Below are 13,813 nucleotides of genomic sequence, written 5' to 3' on the forward strand. Positions count from 1 at the left end.
ACCAGCCTGTCCGACCCGTGCAGCCGTGGACGCTGCGGCGGCTGCAGGTACAACCGGTGCGGCCACGACTGCCACAACGAGTCCCATTCTGCAAGCTCTTCTGCTGGCGTAATCTCACACCCCAAGGAGGCAAAATGCCCAGGAAAATGACCGGCCCGGAGCACGCCCAGGCTGCTCTGGAAGCGCTCGCAGAAGCGAAGACGCTCGCGAAGTACGCGGACCAGGCCAGCAGCTGGGAATCCAGAGCGGCGTACTCCGCGCAGGCTTCGGCTTGCGCGGGCATCGCGGCTGCGGAGTTCCAGGCCGCTCACCTGGCCCTGCAGGTTGTCGAGTCGCGCATGCCGGGCCTCGGCGCGCGTGAGGTCAAGGGGTGGCGCGACATCACGGGGGTTAGCTGATGACCGCCCGCGTCCTGGTGACGTGCACAGAGCATCCGACGTTGGCCACGTGCGCCGACGACGCTTGGTACGCGGTGGAGACCGTGGCCGCCGCGTTGACGCTCCACGCCGCACGTTTCCCGGCAGCGTCCGGGAAACGCGCCGTCATCGCGATCACGTGTGAGCTGGGCGGGTGTCTGCGGCGCATCGTGCTGGAGGCCGACAGCAGCGCGGAAGCCCGCGAGCTGGCCGCGCGGCACGACTACGGATGGTACGTCGCGCGTCGGGCAGGTGGTCGGCTGGCGGACGGGTGCCAGTATCACCTGGGGTCGTGCTGCGTGAACCATGCCAAGCGCTGTTGTCCGCTGGATAAGCCCCGGCGCTGCTGCACTGTCGACGCGACCGCGATCCTGCCGGGCGACGAGGGCCAGGCCGCCGCGGTCGACCAGCTCGACCTGTTCGGGGGTGCGCTGGCGCCGATGGCGGCGTCGCTGATCGTTGCAAGCGGCGAAGAGGTGATGTGAAGCCCTGCTCACTCTGGACAGGCGCTGAGACGCGTCACTGTGGCGCCACTCCTGCGAGGTTCTACCTGCAGGGGTGGCGCTGCGCCGATCACACTCCGTCCGCGTTGGCTGGGCTGCCGGAGCCTGGTGGCGGGTACTGCGCTCCGTTGCGCTGCTACTGCCAGAAGTGCTGAGGCGCTTCACTGTGGCGCCACCCCTGCGAGGCGGTTCCTGTAGGGGTGGCGCAGGGCAACTAATGCAAGCGGAATAGCTGGCTTTAAGCCGCAGAGGTAGCCGTGGTGGTCCGTGCTCGCTCGCGCTGGGCGCGAATCGAAGCCTCCAGGTCCTCCAGGGAGGTGCGTCCCGGCCGGTGTGCGCGCCTGGCCGCTTCGGCAGGGGAGAGGGCGTCGCGTTCAGCACGAGCGTGGGCCAAGAGGCAACCGGCTGATGCCAGCGCTTTTGCTCGCGAGGTGCGGGCCGGAATGGATTCGGAAAGAGGAGGAGTGGTCACGTGTTGATGATAGATCGCTGGCTCAGCTTCGCGGCCGGTGTCGCGGTGATGAAGATCTGCCCTAGTCTCATCGGTGTGGGGAGGCCCGAGGTGAGCCCGGACGCGGATGCAGAAAATGTTGCTACTTATTTGAGCGCAACACTTGAACGCGTCACCTACGCCAACGAGGAGACGGGCTACACGATCGCCCGGGTGGCCACCGAACGTTCCGGCCCCGAGCTGCTGACGGTCGTCGGCCCCCTGCTGGGCGCCCAGGTCGGCGAGTCGTTGCGGCTGCGCGGCCGCTGGGCCTCCCATCCCCGCTACGGCCGCCAGTTCGAGGTGTGGTCCTACACCACGGTGCTGCCGGCCACCGTGCAGGGCATCCGCCGCTACCTCGGCTCCGGCCTGATCAAGGGCATCGGCCCGAAGATGGCCGAGCGGATCGTCGACCACTTCGGCACCGCCACCCTGGAGGTCATCGAGCAGGAGCCGCAGCGCCTGGCCGAGGTGCCGGGGCTGGGCCCGAAGCGGACGAAGATGATCGCCGCCGCCTGGGACGAACAGAAGATCATCAAAGAGGTGATGATCTTCCTGCAGGGTGTCGGCGTGTCCACCTCGATCGCGGTGCGCATCTTCAAGCAGTACGGCGAGTCGTCGATCTCCGTCGTCAGGAGCCGGCCGTACCAGCTGGCCGACGACGTGTGGGGGATCGGATTCAAGACGGCCGACACCATCGCCCAGGCGGTCGGCATCCCGCACGACAGCCCCGAACGCGTCAAGGCCGGGCTGCGCTACACCCTGTCGCAGGCGGCCGACGACGGCCACTGCTACCTGCCGGCCCCCAACCTGGTCGGCGACGCCGTCAAGATCCTCGAGGTGCCCGCCGAGCTCATCGGCACCTGCCTGGAAGAACTCGTGACCGAGCAGGGGGTCGTGCGCGAGCCCATCCCGGCGGGCGAGAACGTCGTACCGGCCGTCTACCTGCCGCCCTTCCACCGCGCCGAGCTGTCGCTGGCCTCCGGCCTGCTCTCGCTGCTGCGCTCCGGCCACGACCGCCTCAAGACCTTCGCCGACGTCGACTGGGCCAGGGCGGAGGCGTGGCTGCACGGCCAGACCGGCGCCGAGCTGGCGGCCGAGCAGCGCCAGGCCGTGCGCCTGGCGCTGACGGAGAAGGTGGCGGTGCTGACCGGCGGGCCCGGCTGCGGCAAGAGTTTCACCGTGCGCTCCATCGTGTTGCTGGCGCGCGCCAAGCGGGCCCGCGTCATCCTGGCCGCCCCGACCGGCCGGGCCGCCAAACGGCTGGCCGAGCTGACCGGCCACGAGGCCACCACCGTGCACCGGCTGCTGCAGCTGCGGCCCGGCGGCGAGGCCACCTTCGACCGCGACAACCCCCTGGACGCCGACCTCGTGGTCGTCGACGAGGCCTCGATGCTGGACCTGCTGCTGGCCAACAAGCTCGTCAAGGCCGTCGCCCCCGGCGCGCACCTGCTGTTCGTGGGGGACGTGGACCAGCTTCCGTCGGTCGGCGCGGGCGAGGTGCTCAAGGACCTGCTGGCGGCCGACGACGTCCCCCGGGTACGGCTGACGCAGATCTTCCGCCAGGCACAGGAGTCCGGCGTCGTGGTCAACGCCCACCGCGTCAACACCGGCCACCACCCGGTGCTGGACGGGATGAAGGACTTCTTCCTGTTCCCGTGCGAGGAGCCGGAGGAGATCGCCACCCTGACCGTCGACGTCGTGGCCCGCCGCATCCCCGCCAGGTTCCGCCTCGACCCGCGCCGCGACGTACAGGTGCTGGCCCCCATGCACCGCGGCGCGGCCGGCGCGGGCGCGCTCAACACCGCCCTGCAGGAGGCCCTCACCCCGGCCCGCGAGGGCATGCCGGAACGCCGCTACGGCGGGCGCGTCTTCCGCGTCGGCGACAAGGTCACCCAGCTGCGCAACAACTACGACAAGGGCGCCGCGGGGGTGTTCAACGGCACCGTCGGGATCGTCACCGACATCCGGCCCGACGAGCACAAACTCACCATCCTGACGGACGAGGACGAGACGGTCGAGTACGCCTTCGACGAGCTCGACGAGCTGGCCCACGCCTACGCGGTGTCCATCCACCGCTCCCAGGGCAGCGAATACCCCGCGGTCGTCATCCCGCTGGCCACCAGCGCCTGGATGATGCTGCAGCGCAACCTGCTCTACACCGCCATCACCCGCGCCCGCACGCTCGTGGTGATCGTCGGCTCACGGCGGGCGCTGGCCCAGGCGGTGCGCACCCGCGGCGCGGGCCGCCGCCACACCAGCCTCACCCACCGCCTCTCGGCGCACTGACCTGCGGCTCTGGCTCCCAGGTACAAGTGATGGAAATGTGACCGAACTCTCCCAAATGATTCCTCGTCTTACATGCAGGAGCATTAAGGTTTTTGGGGTGCCTGTGGTACCCAAGGGGGAAAGGACAGCCTTGAACGTTGCGCCCGCTTGGCGGAAGCCCGCCACCGCAGCCGCGCTCCTCGCGGCGGCAACCCTGACGGCCTCGTGCTCAAGCGGCACCCCGGCCGCCGGCCCGGGCGCGCCCGAAGCCACCGCCACGGCCACCCCCCAGGCCCCCACCATCAAGATCAGCCCGGCCGAGGGCAGCGCGAAGGTCAGCCCTGAGAAGAAGGTCGTGGTCACCGCCGCCGGCGGCGCCCTGCAGGACGTGAACGTGCAGGCCGACGGCGAGCAGCTCGACGGCGCCTACAACACCGACAAGACCAGGTGGGTGTCCAAGACCCCGCTCAAGCCCTCCACCAGCTACGACGTCTCCGCCACGGCCGGCGCCACCACCCAGACCAGCACCTTCACCACCGTCAAGCCCGAACGCGCCCTGCAGATCGCCGACGTGACCCCCAACGCCAAGGGCGAGACCGTCGGCGTCGGCGCGCCCATCATCGTCACCTTCAACCAGCCGGTCACCAACAAGGCCACCATCGAAAGCGCCCTGGAGGTCGAGGCGGAAAAGCCCGTCGACGGCGCCTGGCGGTGGATCAACGACACCGTCGCCATCTACCGCACCGCCAAATACTGGCCCGCCCACCAGAAGGTGAAGTTCAGCGCCCGCATCACCGGCATCAAGGGCGGCAAGGGCCTGTACGGGACCGAGGACTACTCGGCCACCCTGAAGATCGGCGCCAAGCAGATCAGCAAGATCGACGCCGCCAAGCACATGATGTACGTCTACAAGGACGGCAAGCGCGTGCAGACCATGCGCATCAGCGCCGGCATGGCCACCACCCGCGAATACACCACCACCTCCGGCGTCCACCTCACCATGGAACGCGGCAACCCCGTCCGCATGATCTCCCCCGGCCGCAAGAAGGGCGACCCCGGCTACTACGACGTCATGATCGGCCACGCGGTGCGGATCTCCAACTCCGGCGAGTACGTCCACGCCAAGGACAACGTCTGGGCCCAGGGCGTGCGCAACGTCAGCCACGGCTGCATCAACTCCCGCCCCGACCAGGCCAAATGGTTCTACAACAACTTCCAGCGCGGCGACGTCGTCGACATCAAGGGCACCAACCGCGAACTGGAGTGGAACAACGGCTGGGGCTACTGGCAGATGTCGTTCTCCCAGTGGAAGAAGGGCAGCGCCCTGAACGGCAAAGCCTGACACGCGCACCCGCCCCGGTGCCGCAACGGCGGTGCCGTCATCGGTCCGCCCTTGCGACTCCGCTGGTCCTAGGGCTCCTTGGTCGCCCGCTCCGTCTCGCTGGAAGCAGCCGCCCGTCCGGTTGCTTCACGAACGCGTCATCGTGCGCCAAAGCTTCTGACCTTTGAGTCCTTTCTGTCCGTATTGGGGTATCCGACGACCAGACCGCGGCCCGGCACGGGAGCGGTCGTCGATACGGGAGGAACAATGCGAACCGAGGGACAGCTGAGTCCTGAGATGCAGCGGTGCATCGACGCGTGCATGGAGAGTCACAGCTCCTGCGAGCAGACCATGAGCTACTGCCTGCAGCAGGGTGGCCGGCATGTCGACATGGCGATGATGGGCGCGCTCATGGACTGTTCGGACATCACCCGCCTGTGTGCGGACATGACGATGCGCCGGTCGCCGATGGCGATGGAGATGGCCCGGATGTGTGCTCAGGTGGCCGCCAAGTGCGCCGAGGCGTGCATGGCCATGAGCGGTGACGCGACGATGAAGGGCTGTGCCGACAAGTGCAGGGCCTGCGCCGACGCGTGCAAGGCCATGGCGGCCATGCGGGCCTGAGAGCCCCGCCCAATCCAGTCCCGGCTCTGCGGCAAGCCGCAGCCGCCCGAACCGGGCCGGACGCCGGGCAAAGGGCGGACGGCTCGCCGCGCCGCCGCAGCAGCGGGTCGTGGCGAGCCGTCACCTTGCACCGCGCCCGCGAATGCAGGCGCCCATCCCATCAGATGGGAATCCAGTCCTGCCGCCGAGTACCGGCCCGGCAGTCCCACTGGACCAGGATTCTCCCGCTGCCGGTGCCGCCGTCCCGGGGCTCGCTGCACGTGCGGGTCTGTTCGTTGACCAGCCGGTACGTGGGCACCTGGTCGTACGCGACGCAGTTCAGGAGAACCCGGCGGCCCGTCCCAGCGGCGTGCCGTCACCGGGCGCCAGCGGCCGGGTGAGGAACACCGGCATCTGCGCCATGAACCGTGGCTCGCCACCCCGATGCTCCTGTGCGGCGTGCACGGTGAACGGATGCACCACATACGCGTCACCGGGCACCCCCGTGGCCAGCGCCACCGGCCGATCCCGCCCCGCCCCGTCGAACAGCGGCCCCAGCCGCATCACATCGAGCACGCGCTCGTCCAGCAGCGGCGCCACATCACGCTGCGACCCGGCCCGCACCCGCGTCGGCGCGTCGTCCGGCCCCACGTCGGACAGCAGCACCAGTAGCAGCAACGCCTGCGGCCGCCCGCTCGCCCCGAACGTGCCGTCCGGACGGGCGGTGCTGGCGTCGATGTGCCAGCCGCGATCGTCGGCCGGAGGCACCCGCGGGAAACGCACCGGGATGTTGCCCAGGCTGCCGCGCGGCACCCACCCTCCGGCGCCGGCCACCGCATCCAGCGCCGCGCGCAGCCGCGCACTGCCCATGATCTGCCCGAACGGCCCCTCACCCGTCAGATCGGCGGTCCACACCACCGGCTGCCTCCACCCCGAGGGGTCGTCGGGGGACAGGCCGATCCGCTGCCACAACAACGCCCTGGCCGCGTCCCCGACCTCGCGCGGCACCACCGCCTCCACCTTGGCGAACCCGTCGGCCACGAAGGCATCGACATCGATCACGTTCATGAACGGCACGCTAGCAGCGCCGTCCACCCGTTTTCCGTGGCCGCTTTCTGGGCGCTTTCGGGGCCGTCAGACCAGGGCGAGCTGCGCGGCTCGCGGCTCCCGGGGCTCGGCGACCGGCGCCCCGCACCCCATCCCGTACACCTGGCACAGCTGCGCGATCTGCCCGGTGATGCGCTGCTCGTAGCCGGGGGAGGGCAGCCCCGCCCGGTCGTACAGCTCCTCATAGCGCTCCACCAGATGCGGATGCGCCTGCGCCAGCCACTGCTCATACCACTGGCGGGTGCCCGGCGGCAGCCGCAGCACCACCGGCTCCACCGCCCGCGCCCCCGCCGCCGCGATGCGGCGCACGGTCGCCGACAGCTGGTCGGCGGCGTCACTGAGCAGCGGCAGCACCGGCGCCATCAGCACCCGGCACTCCACCCCGGCCTCCACCAGCGCCGACACCAGCTCCAGCCGCGCCTGCGCACCGGGCGCGCCCGGCTCCACCGCCCGCCGGATCCGCTCGTCGACGAACGCGATCGACACCGCCACCCGCGCCCCCGCCCGCACCAGCAGACCGGCGTCACGCAACACCAGCGCGCTCTTGGTGTAGACGGTGAACGGCACCGCCGCCTCACCCAGCGCCGCGACGATCCCCGGCATCAGCCGGTAGGTCTCCTCGGCCGCCTGATAGCAGTCGCCGCTGACCCCCACAGCCAGCTCCTGGCCGTCCCAGCGGGCCAGCTCCGCCCGCAACCTGGTCACCGCGTTCGGCTTGACCACGATCGCGGTGTCGAAATCACGCCCGGCGTCCAGCCCGAGCCGCCGATGCCCGGCGCGGGCGCCGCAGCCGCGGCAGGCATGGGCGCAGCCACGGTAGGGGGAGACGGCCCACCGCTGGGCGATGCCCGCGGCCTGCGGCACCCGCTCGATCATCGTGCGGGCCTGCAGCTCAAAGAAGCCATCACGCGCCACCGCACGCCGCTCGATCAGCGGACGCTCGTCGGCGGCGTCAACAAGCGAAAGCGCGTCCCAACCCACAACACCCAATGGAACACGCATTCGACAGCGTTTTCAAGCCGTTCCACTGAGTGCCTGGGTGCCGAGCACGGTCAGCAGGGCGAGGCGTTCGGCGTCCCCGGTGCCGGGCTCGGCCGTGTAGATCATGATGCGCAGGTCGCTGCCCGCCACGGTGAGCACGTCGCAGTCCAGCGTCAGCGGGCCCACGAGCGGATGATCGATGGTCTTGCGCGCGGCCTCGTGGCGGCCGACGGCGCCGGAATCCCACAGCTCGGCGAACCGGTCACTGCCGGCGCGCAGTTCCGCGACCAGCCGCCGCAGCCGCTGATCGGCCGGATAACGGCCGGCGGCCACACGCAGGTCGGCCACCAGCGCGGCCTCGAACGCGCGCCGGGACTGCGGCGTCTGCCGGACCCGGCTGCCCTCGCCCAGAAAATTCCGCCACACGCCGTTGCGCTGGTTGCCCCGCCATCCGGACGGATCGCCCATCAAGGCCGCGTACGGCGGGTTGGCCGTGAGCAGCGTCCAGGACGCGTCATAGACCGCGACAGGTGTCCCGGTCAGCCGGTCCAGCAGCCGCTGGACACTCGGGGTGATGTACGCGGGCACCGTCTCCGGGCCCGGCGGCGCCAGCCCGGCCAGCCTGAACAGGTGCGCCCGCTCGGCCGGCGACAGCCGCAGCGCCCTGGCCAGGGCCTCGACGACCTGCGCTGAGGGGTTGGACGCGCGGCCCTGTTCGAGGCGGGTGACGTAGTCGACGGAGATCCCGGCCAGCAGGGCCAGCTCCTCACGGCGCAGCCCGGCCGCGCGCCGGTGCCCGCCGGCGGGCAGTCCGGCGGCCTCGGGTGAGACCCGGTCGCGCCAGCGGCGCACCGCCCGCCCGAATTCCGCCGTCGCCATGCCCACCAGTGTGCACCGCCGGCCGCGTACCTGGCCCGGAACTCCTATAGCTGCGGCGAGCCGCCACTCGGTTGATTAGTGGGTACGGCGGTGAGGTGCCAGAACCTCGGTGTTGAGCGCGAGGATCTCTGCGGCCCTGGCCGCCGTTTCGTAGAGCATCCGCCACAGAGTCTTCTCCCGCAGCGGGATGTCGCGGCGCGACAGCAGCCGGTGCAGGGTGGTCTTGGCCACGGCCTTGGTCTCGTCCGGAGTCTCGCGGCGGCGCTCGAGGCCGGCCGGGACGCAGGGGGCCGCCCAGCGTTTCTTGGTCCGGCATCTGACCGTCACCCCAGCGGGCGGGCCTCGATTACCCTCCACGACAGCGGTGGCCTTCGGCGGATTCCGCTAACCGAGGCGGGTTCGCAACGGTCATCCTGGTCTACTGCTCGGGCTGGTAGACCAGGATGACCAGGCCGGAGCTGAACGTCTTGTTCTCCAGCAGCTTCAGCTTCGCCTTCGACTCACGCCTGAACAGCGGCTCCCCCTCACCGAGGATGAGGGGGTGCACCCACAGGTGGTACTCGTCGAGCAGCCCGGCCTGCGACATCGCGTCGGTCAGCTGCCCGTTGCCGTAGATGATGATGTCGCCGCCCGGCTGCTGCTTGAGCTTGGTGACCTCCTCGACGAGGTTCTCGCCCCTGATGATGGTGGAGGTGCCCCAGACGTCGGCCTTCTCCAGGGTGTCGCTGACCACGTAATGGTGCATGCCGTTGATCCGGTCGGAGAACTCGTCGCTGGGCCTGGTCGGCCAGACCGACGCGAACCCCTCGTAGGTGACCCGCCCCGCCAGCAGGGCGTCCGACCTGCGCATCAGGTCCAGGGCGTACTGGGTGGCATCGTCCGTCCGGTAGTCGAACGACCAGTTCTGCGGCTCGTCGATGTAGCCGTCGAGCGTGGTGTAGGTCGAAGCGATGACTTTCCTCATTGTTGTCTCCATTGGTAATCGTTTCTGGCGTCACGCAGCGTACGGGCCCACCATGACAGCTGGTCAAGCGTGATTCCGGCCGCCGCATGGCAGCTCGCGCCCCGTTTGGGCCAGGAGCCGTCGGCGTCGAAGAGATCCCAGTAGCAGGGCAGGCTGACCGCCTCGGTGACGGCCACCGCCCGCAGCACGGCGAAGATCTCACGGAGCTGGGCGACCGCGTGCAGGCCGCCCGACTCTCTGCCGTACGACACGAAGGCGACCGGTTTGGCCTGCCACTCCGCGTAGTACCAGTCGATGGCGGTCTTGAGCGGTGCGGGGAAGCTGTGGTTGTACTCGGGGGTCACCACCACGAAGCCGTCCGCCGCGGCCAGCCGCGGAGCCAGCGCCCGCACCTCGGCAGGCAGCTCCTCGTCCTCGTCGGTGAGGACCTCGGGCAGCCGCGCCTCGGCCAGATCGACGACGTCGACCTCCAGCTCCCTTCGCCTGCGGGCCTGGGCGGCGAACCACTCGGCCACCGTCGGGCCGAACCTGCCGCTTCTGGTGCTACCGATGATCACCGCCACCCGCAGCCGTTCGTTGCTTGCCATGTGACTACTGTGCTGGGCGGCCCTTACCGTTTCCTTCCACCGCACCTACCGCTCCGGCATAGGGTGACGGTCATGCGGTTTGGGGTGCTTGGCCCGCTGATGGTGTGGGACGCGGACGGCGTGCCCGTCACGATCCGTGGGCTGAAGGTCCGCGCGCTCCTGGCCGACCTGCTCCTGCACGAGGGCCGCCCGGTGTCGGCCGACCGGCTGGTCGACGACCTGTGGGGAGACGACGCCCCCGCCAAGCCATCGGCCACGCTGCACGTCAGGGTCTCGCAGCTGCGCAAGGCGCTGGGCGATCGGAATCTGGTGGCGCACCGGCCCGCGGGCTACCTGCTGCAGGTGGAGGCGGACGCCGTGGACGCGCGCCGGTTCACCGAGCTCACCAAGCAGGCCCAAGCGGCGAAAGACCCGGGAACGCGGGCCGCGCTGCTGGCCGACGCGCTGGCCCTGTGGCGGGGCCCGGCGTTCGCCGATTTCGCCGACGAGGAGTTCGCCAGGGCGGCGATCGCCCGGCTGGAGGAGCAGCGCCTGACCGCCGTGGAAGCGCACGCCGAGGCCCGGCTGCAGCTGGGAGAACACGCCCTGCTCGCCGGGGAGCTGGCCGACCTGGTGGCACGGCATCCGCTGCGTGAGCGGCTGCGTGCCGTACACCTGAAGGCCCTGTATCGGGCCGGACGGCAGAGCGAGGCGCTGGACAGCTACGCCGACCTGCGCGAACGGCTCGGCGAGGAGCTCGGCCTGGACCCCAGCCCCGAGCTGGCCGAGTTGCAGCGGGCCATCCTCGCCCAGGACCCTGACCTCGCTCCAGCGGTACGGCACGCCACCAACCTGCCCGCTCCGCTCACCGAGCTGATCGGACGGGACGAGTCATTGGCCGCGGTATCCGCACAGCTCGGGACGAATCGGCTGGTGACGCTCTGCGGGTCCGGCGGGGTGGGCAAGACGCGGCTGGCCGTGGAGACGGCGGGCCGGCTGGTCTCCGCCCACGCCGACGGTGTCTGGCTGGTCGAGCTGGCCTCCATGCCCCGGTCCGGCGAGGTGGCCGAGCTCGTGATGGCGGTCATGGAGATCCGCGACCCGGGCGGCGAGCCGCTCTCGGCACGCGACCGGCTGGCGCGTGCGCTGCGCAACCGGCGGGTGCTGCTGGTGCTGGACAACTGCGAGCACGTCGTGGAACAGGTGGCGGACCTGGCGGAGGCGTTGCTGCGGGCCGCGCCGGAACTCCGGATCCTGGCGACGAGCAGGGAGCCGCTGGCGCTGCCTGGCGAGGTGGTGTGGAACGTGCCGCCGCTGGAGCAGGACAGCGCGGTCCGGTTGTTCGCGGCCAGGGCGGCGGCCGCGCAGAGCGATTTCCGGCTCGACGACTCGACCGCCCCCGCCGTCTCGTTGCTGTGCAGGCGGCTGGACGGGATCCCGCTGGCGCTGGAGCTGGCCGCCACCAGGGTGCGGGCGCTGGGCGTGGACGGCCTGGTGGACCGGCTGGACGACCGCTTCAGGCTGCTGGCGACCGGGCATCGGGGTGCGCCTCCCCGCCAGAAGACGCTGACCGCCATGATCGACTGGAGCTGGGAGCTGCTGACCGAGCAGGAGCGGCTCGTGCTGCGCCGCCTGGCCGTACACGCCGACGGGTGCATCCTGGAGGCGGTCGAGGCCGTGTGCCCCGGCGACGGCGTGGCCGCCGATGACGTCCTCGACCTGCTCGCCCGTCTCGTCGACAGGTCGCTGGTGACCAGGGCGGGAAACCGCTTCCGCCTGCTGGAGTCCGTCGCCGCCTACTGCGTGGAACGCATGCGAGAGGCGGGCGACCTGAATGAGGTACGGCACCGCCACCATGCTTATTACACCGATCTCGCTGAACGAGCCGCCCCCCACCTCTACGGCCCCAACCAGCGCCAGTGGCTTGGCCTGCTCGACGCGGAGGCCGCCAACCTCCGCGCCGTCGTGGACGGCGCTCACCCGGAGCTGACCCTCCGTCTCGCCAATGCCCTCACCTGGTACTGGTACCTCCGCGGCCGCCTGACCGAAGCCAGTCGCTCACTCGAAACCGCCCTCACCGCAGCGGGTGGCGGGGTGCGGTCTGTGGCGATGGCGTGGCTTATGGGCATCTCCGTTCTGAAGGGCGGGAGTGCCGAGTGGGTGGCACGCCGGGAGCAGGCAGCGGAGGTGTTCGCCGGAGAGCTGGGCGAGCGGGCCAGGGCCGCGTGGTTCCTGGCCTTCGCGCTGGTGAACCTGGGTGAGATGGAAGCCGCTGAAGACCTGCTCGACAGGGCTCTGGAGGCCCTGCGCGTCGCGGGCGACCGGTGGGGCGAGGCGGCGGCGCTGAGCACTCGCGCCCAGTTCGCGCACGTACGCGGCGACCTGACCGTACTCGAGCGGGCAGCGACCAGAAGCGCGGAGCTGTTCGCCGAGCTCGGCGACCGATGGGGTCAACTGCAGGCATCGGGCTGGCTGGGCGGCCTGGCAGAACTGACCGGCGACAACGACCGCGCCGCCAGGCTGCACGAGGAAGGTGTGCACATGGCGGAGGAGCTGGGCCTGTGGCCGGAGGTCAGCGGTCAACTCGCCTGGCTCGGCTGGACCCACGTGCAACTGGGCGACTACGCGAAGGCCTGGAAGCTGTGCGAGCGCGCCCTCCGCCTCGCCACGGAACAGGACTACGCCGGCGGCGAGATCCTCGCCGAGATCGGCCTCGGCTACGCCGCCCGCAGGCAGGGCGAGCTCGATCTCGCCGAGGAACACCTCGGCAACCTGGTACGGCGGGCGAAGTCAGGAGGCGGCGCCGAGCCCCTGTACCTCTCGATGGTCCTGGTCGAACTGGGCTTCACCGCCGAGGAACGCGGCGACGCCGAGGCCGCCCGCGCCCTGCACCTGGAGGCGTACAGCGCGGCACGCAAGCTCGACGCCCCGCACGGCGCGGTCGCCGCCGCGGAGGGCCTGGCCGGGGCCGTGGCCCTCGCGGGCGCCCACGCCCACGCCGCCCGGCTCCTCGGTGCGGCGGCTGCGTCCCGCGAGGCCACCGCCCTCCCGCAGTCCCCAGCGGAACGTGCCGACGCCGACAGAATCGCCGCAACCTGTCGCCAGATCCTGGGCGAAGAGATCTTCACCACTGAATACACCGCCGGCCGCCACCAGACCCTGGACGAGACGATCACATAAGCACGTCGTGGTCCTGTACGGAAGATCCTGCTTATACACGCGGCTACGCACGCGGACTGGAGAACCAACTCGGAGTGCTCGGACTTGTCCTCAATTGCGCCACCGCCCCGGGCACCATCCGCGAACTCCGCGACCCGGACGCCGCCGAGGACGCCGACGAAAACATGACCCGCCAACGGCGCTCCCGGGCGTTCATCTAACGAAAACGTCTGGCGAACGCAGGCGACAGCACGTCCGAGAGAGCCGCCCGTCTCGCAGAATCGTTCATCTGGCCGTTCATCTTCCAGTAGTGTTCAGCTATCTCACACGTCATGTTGATGAACGAAAGGCGCTCTTGATGGCGCTCATCGGCCTGGTCCGAGTCAGCACCGACAAGCAGAACACGCAGCGGCAGCACGACGCCCTCGGCCCGATCTGCCTGAAGGTCTTCGAGGAGAAGACCAGCGGCAAGCTCGCCACCGACGACCGGCCAGACCTCCTGAACGCGCTGGGCTACATCCGCGAGGGCGACCTGCTGACCGTCCACGAGGTCGAC

The 13,813-nt window shown here is 70.3% G+C and carries 14 protein-coding genes; 8 read left to right on the forward strand and 6 right to left on the reverse strand.

Annotation, left to right across the window (positions count from 1 at the left end):
- Positions 1 to 134: 134 nt before the first annotated feature.
- The 5 genes from ACFLIM_RS39390 (at position 135) to ACFLIM_RS39410 (ending at position 5,622) form a co-directional block, all read left to right on the forward strand.
- Positions 135 to 398, forward strand: coding sequence for a hypothetical protein (locus ACFLIM_RS39390; RefSeq protein WP_393173889.1), 264 nt, complete (start codon positions 135 to 137; stop codon positions 396 to 398).
- Positions 398 to 901, forward strand: coding sequence for a hypothetical protein (locus ACFLIM_RS39395; protein ID WP_393173891.1), 504 nt, complete (start codon positions 398 to 400; stop codon positions 899 to 901). The genes ACFLIM_RS39390 and ACFLIM_RS39395 overlap by 1 nt, the downstream gene beginning before the upstream one ends.
- Positions 902 to 1,439: 538 nt before the next feature.
- Entirely contained in the window at positions 1,440 to 3,698 is a 2,259-nt protein-coding gene (recD2, locus tag ACFLIM_RS39400; protein WP_393173893.1) for an SF1B family DNA helicase RecD2, read from the forward strand.
- A 130-nt stretch (positions 3,699 to 3,828) separates the two neighbouring features.
- Positions 3,829 to 5,019 carry a L,D-transpeptidase gene (locus ACFLIM_RS39405; protein WP_393173895.1) on the forward strand — a complete coding sequence of 397 codons (1,191 nt, stop codon included), beginning with the start codon at positions 3,829 to 3,831 and terminating at the stop codon, positions 5,017 to 5,019.
- Positions 5,020 to 5,319: 300 nt separating this feature from the next.
- Positions 5,320 to 5,622: a hypothetical protein gene (locus ACFLIM_RS39410; protein ID WP_393173897.1), complete on the forward strand. Its 303-nt coding sequence runs from the start codon at positions 5,320 to 5,322 to the stop codon at positions 5,620 to 5,622.
- A 318-nt stretch (positions 5,623 to 5,940) separates the two neighbouring features.
- Here ACFLIM_RS39410 and ACFLIM_RS39415 read toward each other — a convergent pair whose 3' ends face one another.
- The 6 genes from ACFLIM_RS39415 to ACFLIM_RS39440 form a co-directional block, all read right to left on the reverse strand.
- Positions 5,941 to 6,669, reverse strand: coding sequence for a phytanoyl-CoA dioxygenase (locus ACFLIM_RS39415; RefSeq protein WP_393173899.1), 729 nt, complete (start codon positions 6,667 to 6,669; stop codon positions 5,941 to 5,943).
- A 66-nt stretch (positions 6,670 to 6,735) separates the two neighbouring features.
- Positions 6,736 to 7,689 carry a radical SAM protein gene (locus ACFLIM_RS39420; RefSeq protein ID WP_393173901.1) on the reverse strand — a complete coding sequence of 318 codons (954 nt, stop codon included), beginning with the start codon at positions 7,687 to 7,689 and terminating at the stop codon, positions 6,736 to 6,738.
- 33 nt (positions 7,690 to 7,722) lie between these two features.
- Positions 7,723 to 8,568: a helix-turn-helix transcriptional regulator gene (locus ACFLIM_RS39425; RefSeq protein ID WP_393173903.1), complete on the reverse strand. Its 846-nt coding sequence runs from the start codon at positions 8,566 to 8,568 to the stop codon at positions 7,723 to 7,725.
- A gap of 75 nt (positions 8,569 to 8,643) precedes the next feature.
- On the reverse strand, positions 8,644 to 8,895 hold the full coding sequence (locus ACFLIM_RS39430) for a hypothetical protein (RefSeq protein WP_393173905.1): 252 nt from the start codon (positions 8,893 to 8,895) through the stop codon (positions 8,644 to 8,646).
- A 91-nt stretch (positions 8,896 to 8,986) separates the two neighbouring features.
- Positions 8,987 to 9,532, reverse strand: coding sequence for a dihydrofolate reductase family protein (locus tag ACFLIM_RS39435; RefSeq protein WP_393173907.1), 546 nt, complete (start codon positions 9,530 to 9,532; stop codon positions 8,987 to 8,989).
- Positions 9,529 to 10,119 carry an NADPH-dependent FMN reductase gene (locus ACFLIM_RS39440; protein WP_393173909.1) on the reverse strand — a complete coding sequence of 197 codons (591 nt, stop codon included), beginning with the start codon at positions 10,117 to 10,119 and terminating at the stop codon, positions 9,529 to 9,531. Before ACFLIM_RS39440 ends, ACFLIM_RS39435 begins: the two co-directional genes overlap by 4 nt.
- A 72-nt stretch (positions 10,120 to 10,191) precedes the next feature.
- Here ACFLIM_RS39440 and ACFLIM_RS39445 point away from each other — a divergent pair, with 72 nt between their 5' ends.
- The 3 genes from ACFLIM_RS39445 to ACFLIM_RS39455 form a co-directional block, all read left to right on the forward strand.
- Entirely contained in the window at positions 10,192 to 13,278 is a 3,087-nt protein-coding gene (locus ACFLIM_RS39445) for a BTAD domain-containing putative transcriptional regulator (RefSeq protein ID WP_393173911.1), read from the forward strand.
- A gap of 74 nt (positions 13,279 to 13,352) precedes the next feature.
- Positions 13,353 to 13,478 carry a hypothetical protein gene (locus tag ACFLIM_RS39450; RefSeq protein WP_393173913.1) on the forward strand — a complete coding sequence of 42 codons (126 nt, stop codon included), beginning with the start codon at positions 13,353 to 13,355 and terminating at the stop codon, positions 13,476 to 13,478.
- Between the two features lie 137 nt (positions 13,479 to 13,615).
- Positions 13,616 to 13,813, forward strand: a 198-nt coding sequence (locus ACFLIM_RS39455; RefSeq protein ID WP_393173915.1) for a recombinase family protein, incomplete at its 3' end; no start/stop codon positions are given.

This window comes from Nonomuraea marmarensis (assembly GCF_043197025.1).
Lineage (GTDB): Bacteria > Actinomycetota > Actinomycetes > Streptosporangiales > Streptosporangiaceae > Nonomuraea > Nonomuraea marmarensis.

Coding starts and splice junctions, on each gene's coding strand:
- ACFLIM_RS39390 (WP_393173889.1), top strand. CDS start 135: ATGCCCAGGAAAATGACCGGCCCGGAGCACGCCCAGGCTGCTCTGGAA.
- recD2 (WP_393173893.1), top strand. CDS start 1,440: ATGAAGATCTGCCCTAGTCTCATCGGTGTGGGGAGGCCCGAGGTGAGC.
- ACFLIM_RS39435 (WP_393173907.1), bottom strand. CDS start 9,532: ATGAGGAAAGTCATCGCTTCGACCTACACCACGCTCGACGGCTACATC.
- ACFLIM_RS39445 (WP_393173911.1), top strand. CDS start 10,192: ATGCGGTTTGGGGTGCTTGGCCCGCTGATGGTGTGGGACGCGGACGGC.
- ACFLIM_RS39415 (WP_393173899.1), bottom strand. CDS start 6,669: ATGAACGTGATCGATGTCGATGCCTTCGTGGCCGACGGGTTCGCCAAG.
- ACFLIM_RS39395 (WP_393173891.1), top strand. CDS start 398: ATGACCGCCCGCGTCCTGGTGACGTGCACAGAGCATCCGACGTTGGCC.
- ACFLIM_RS39425 (WP_393173903.1), bottom strand. CDS start 8,568: ATGGCGACGGCGGAATTCGGGCGGGCGGTGCGCCGCTGGCGCGACCGG.
- ACFLIM_RS39410 (WP_393173897.1), top strand. CDS start 5,320: ATGGAGAGTCACAGCTCCTGCGAGCAGACCATGAGCTACTGCCTGCAG.
- ACFLIM_RS39440 (WP_393173909.1), bottom strand. CDS start 10,119: ATGGCAAGCAACGAACGGCTGCGGGTGGCGGTGATCATCGGTAGCACC.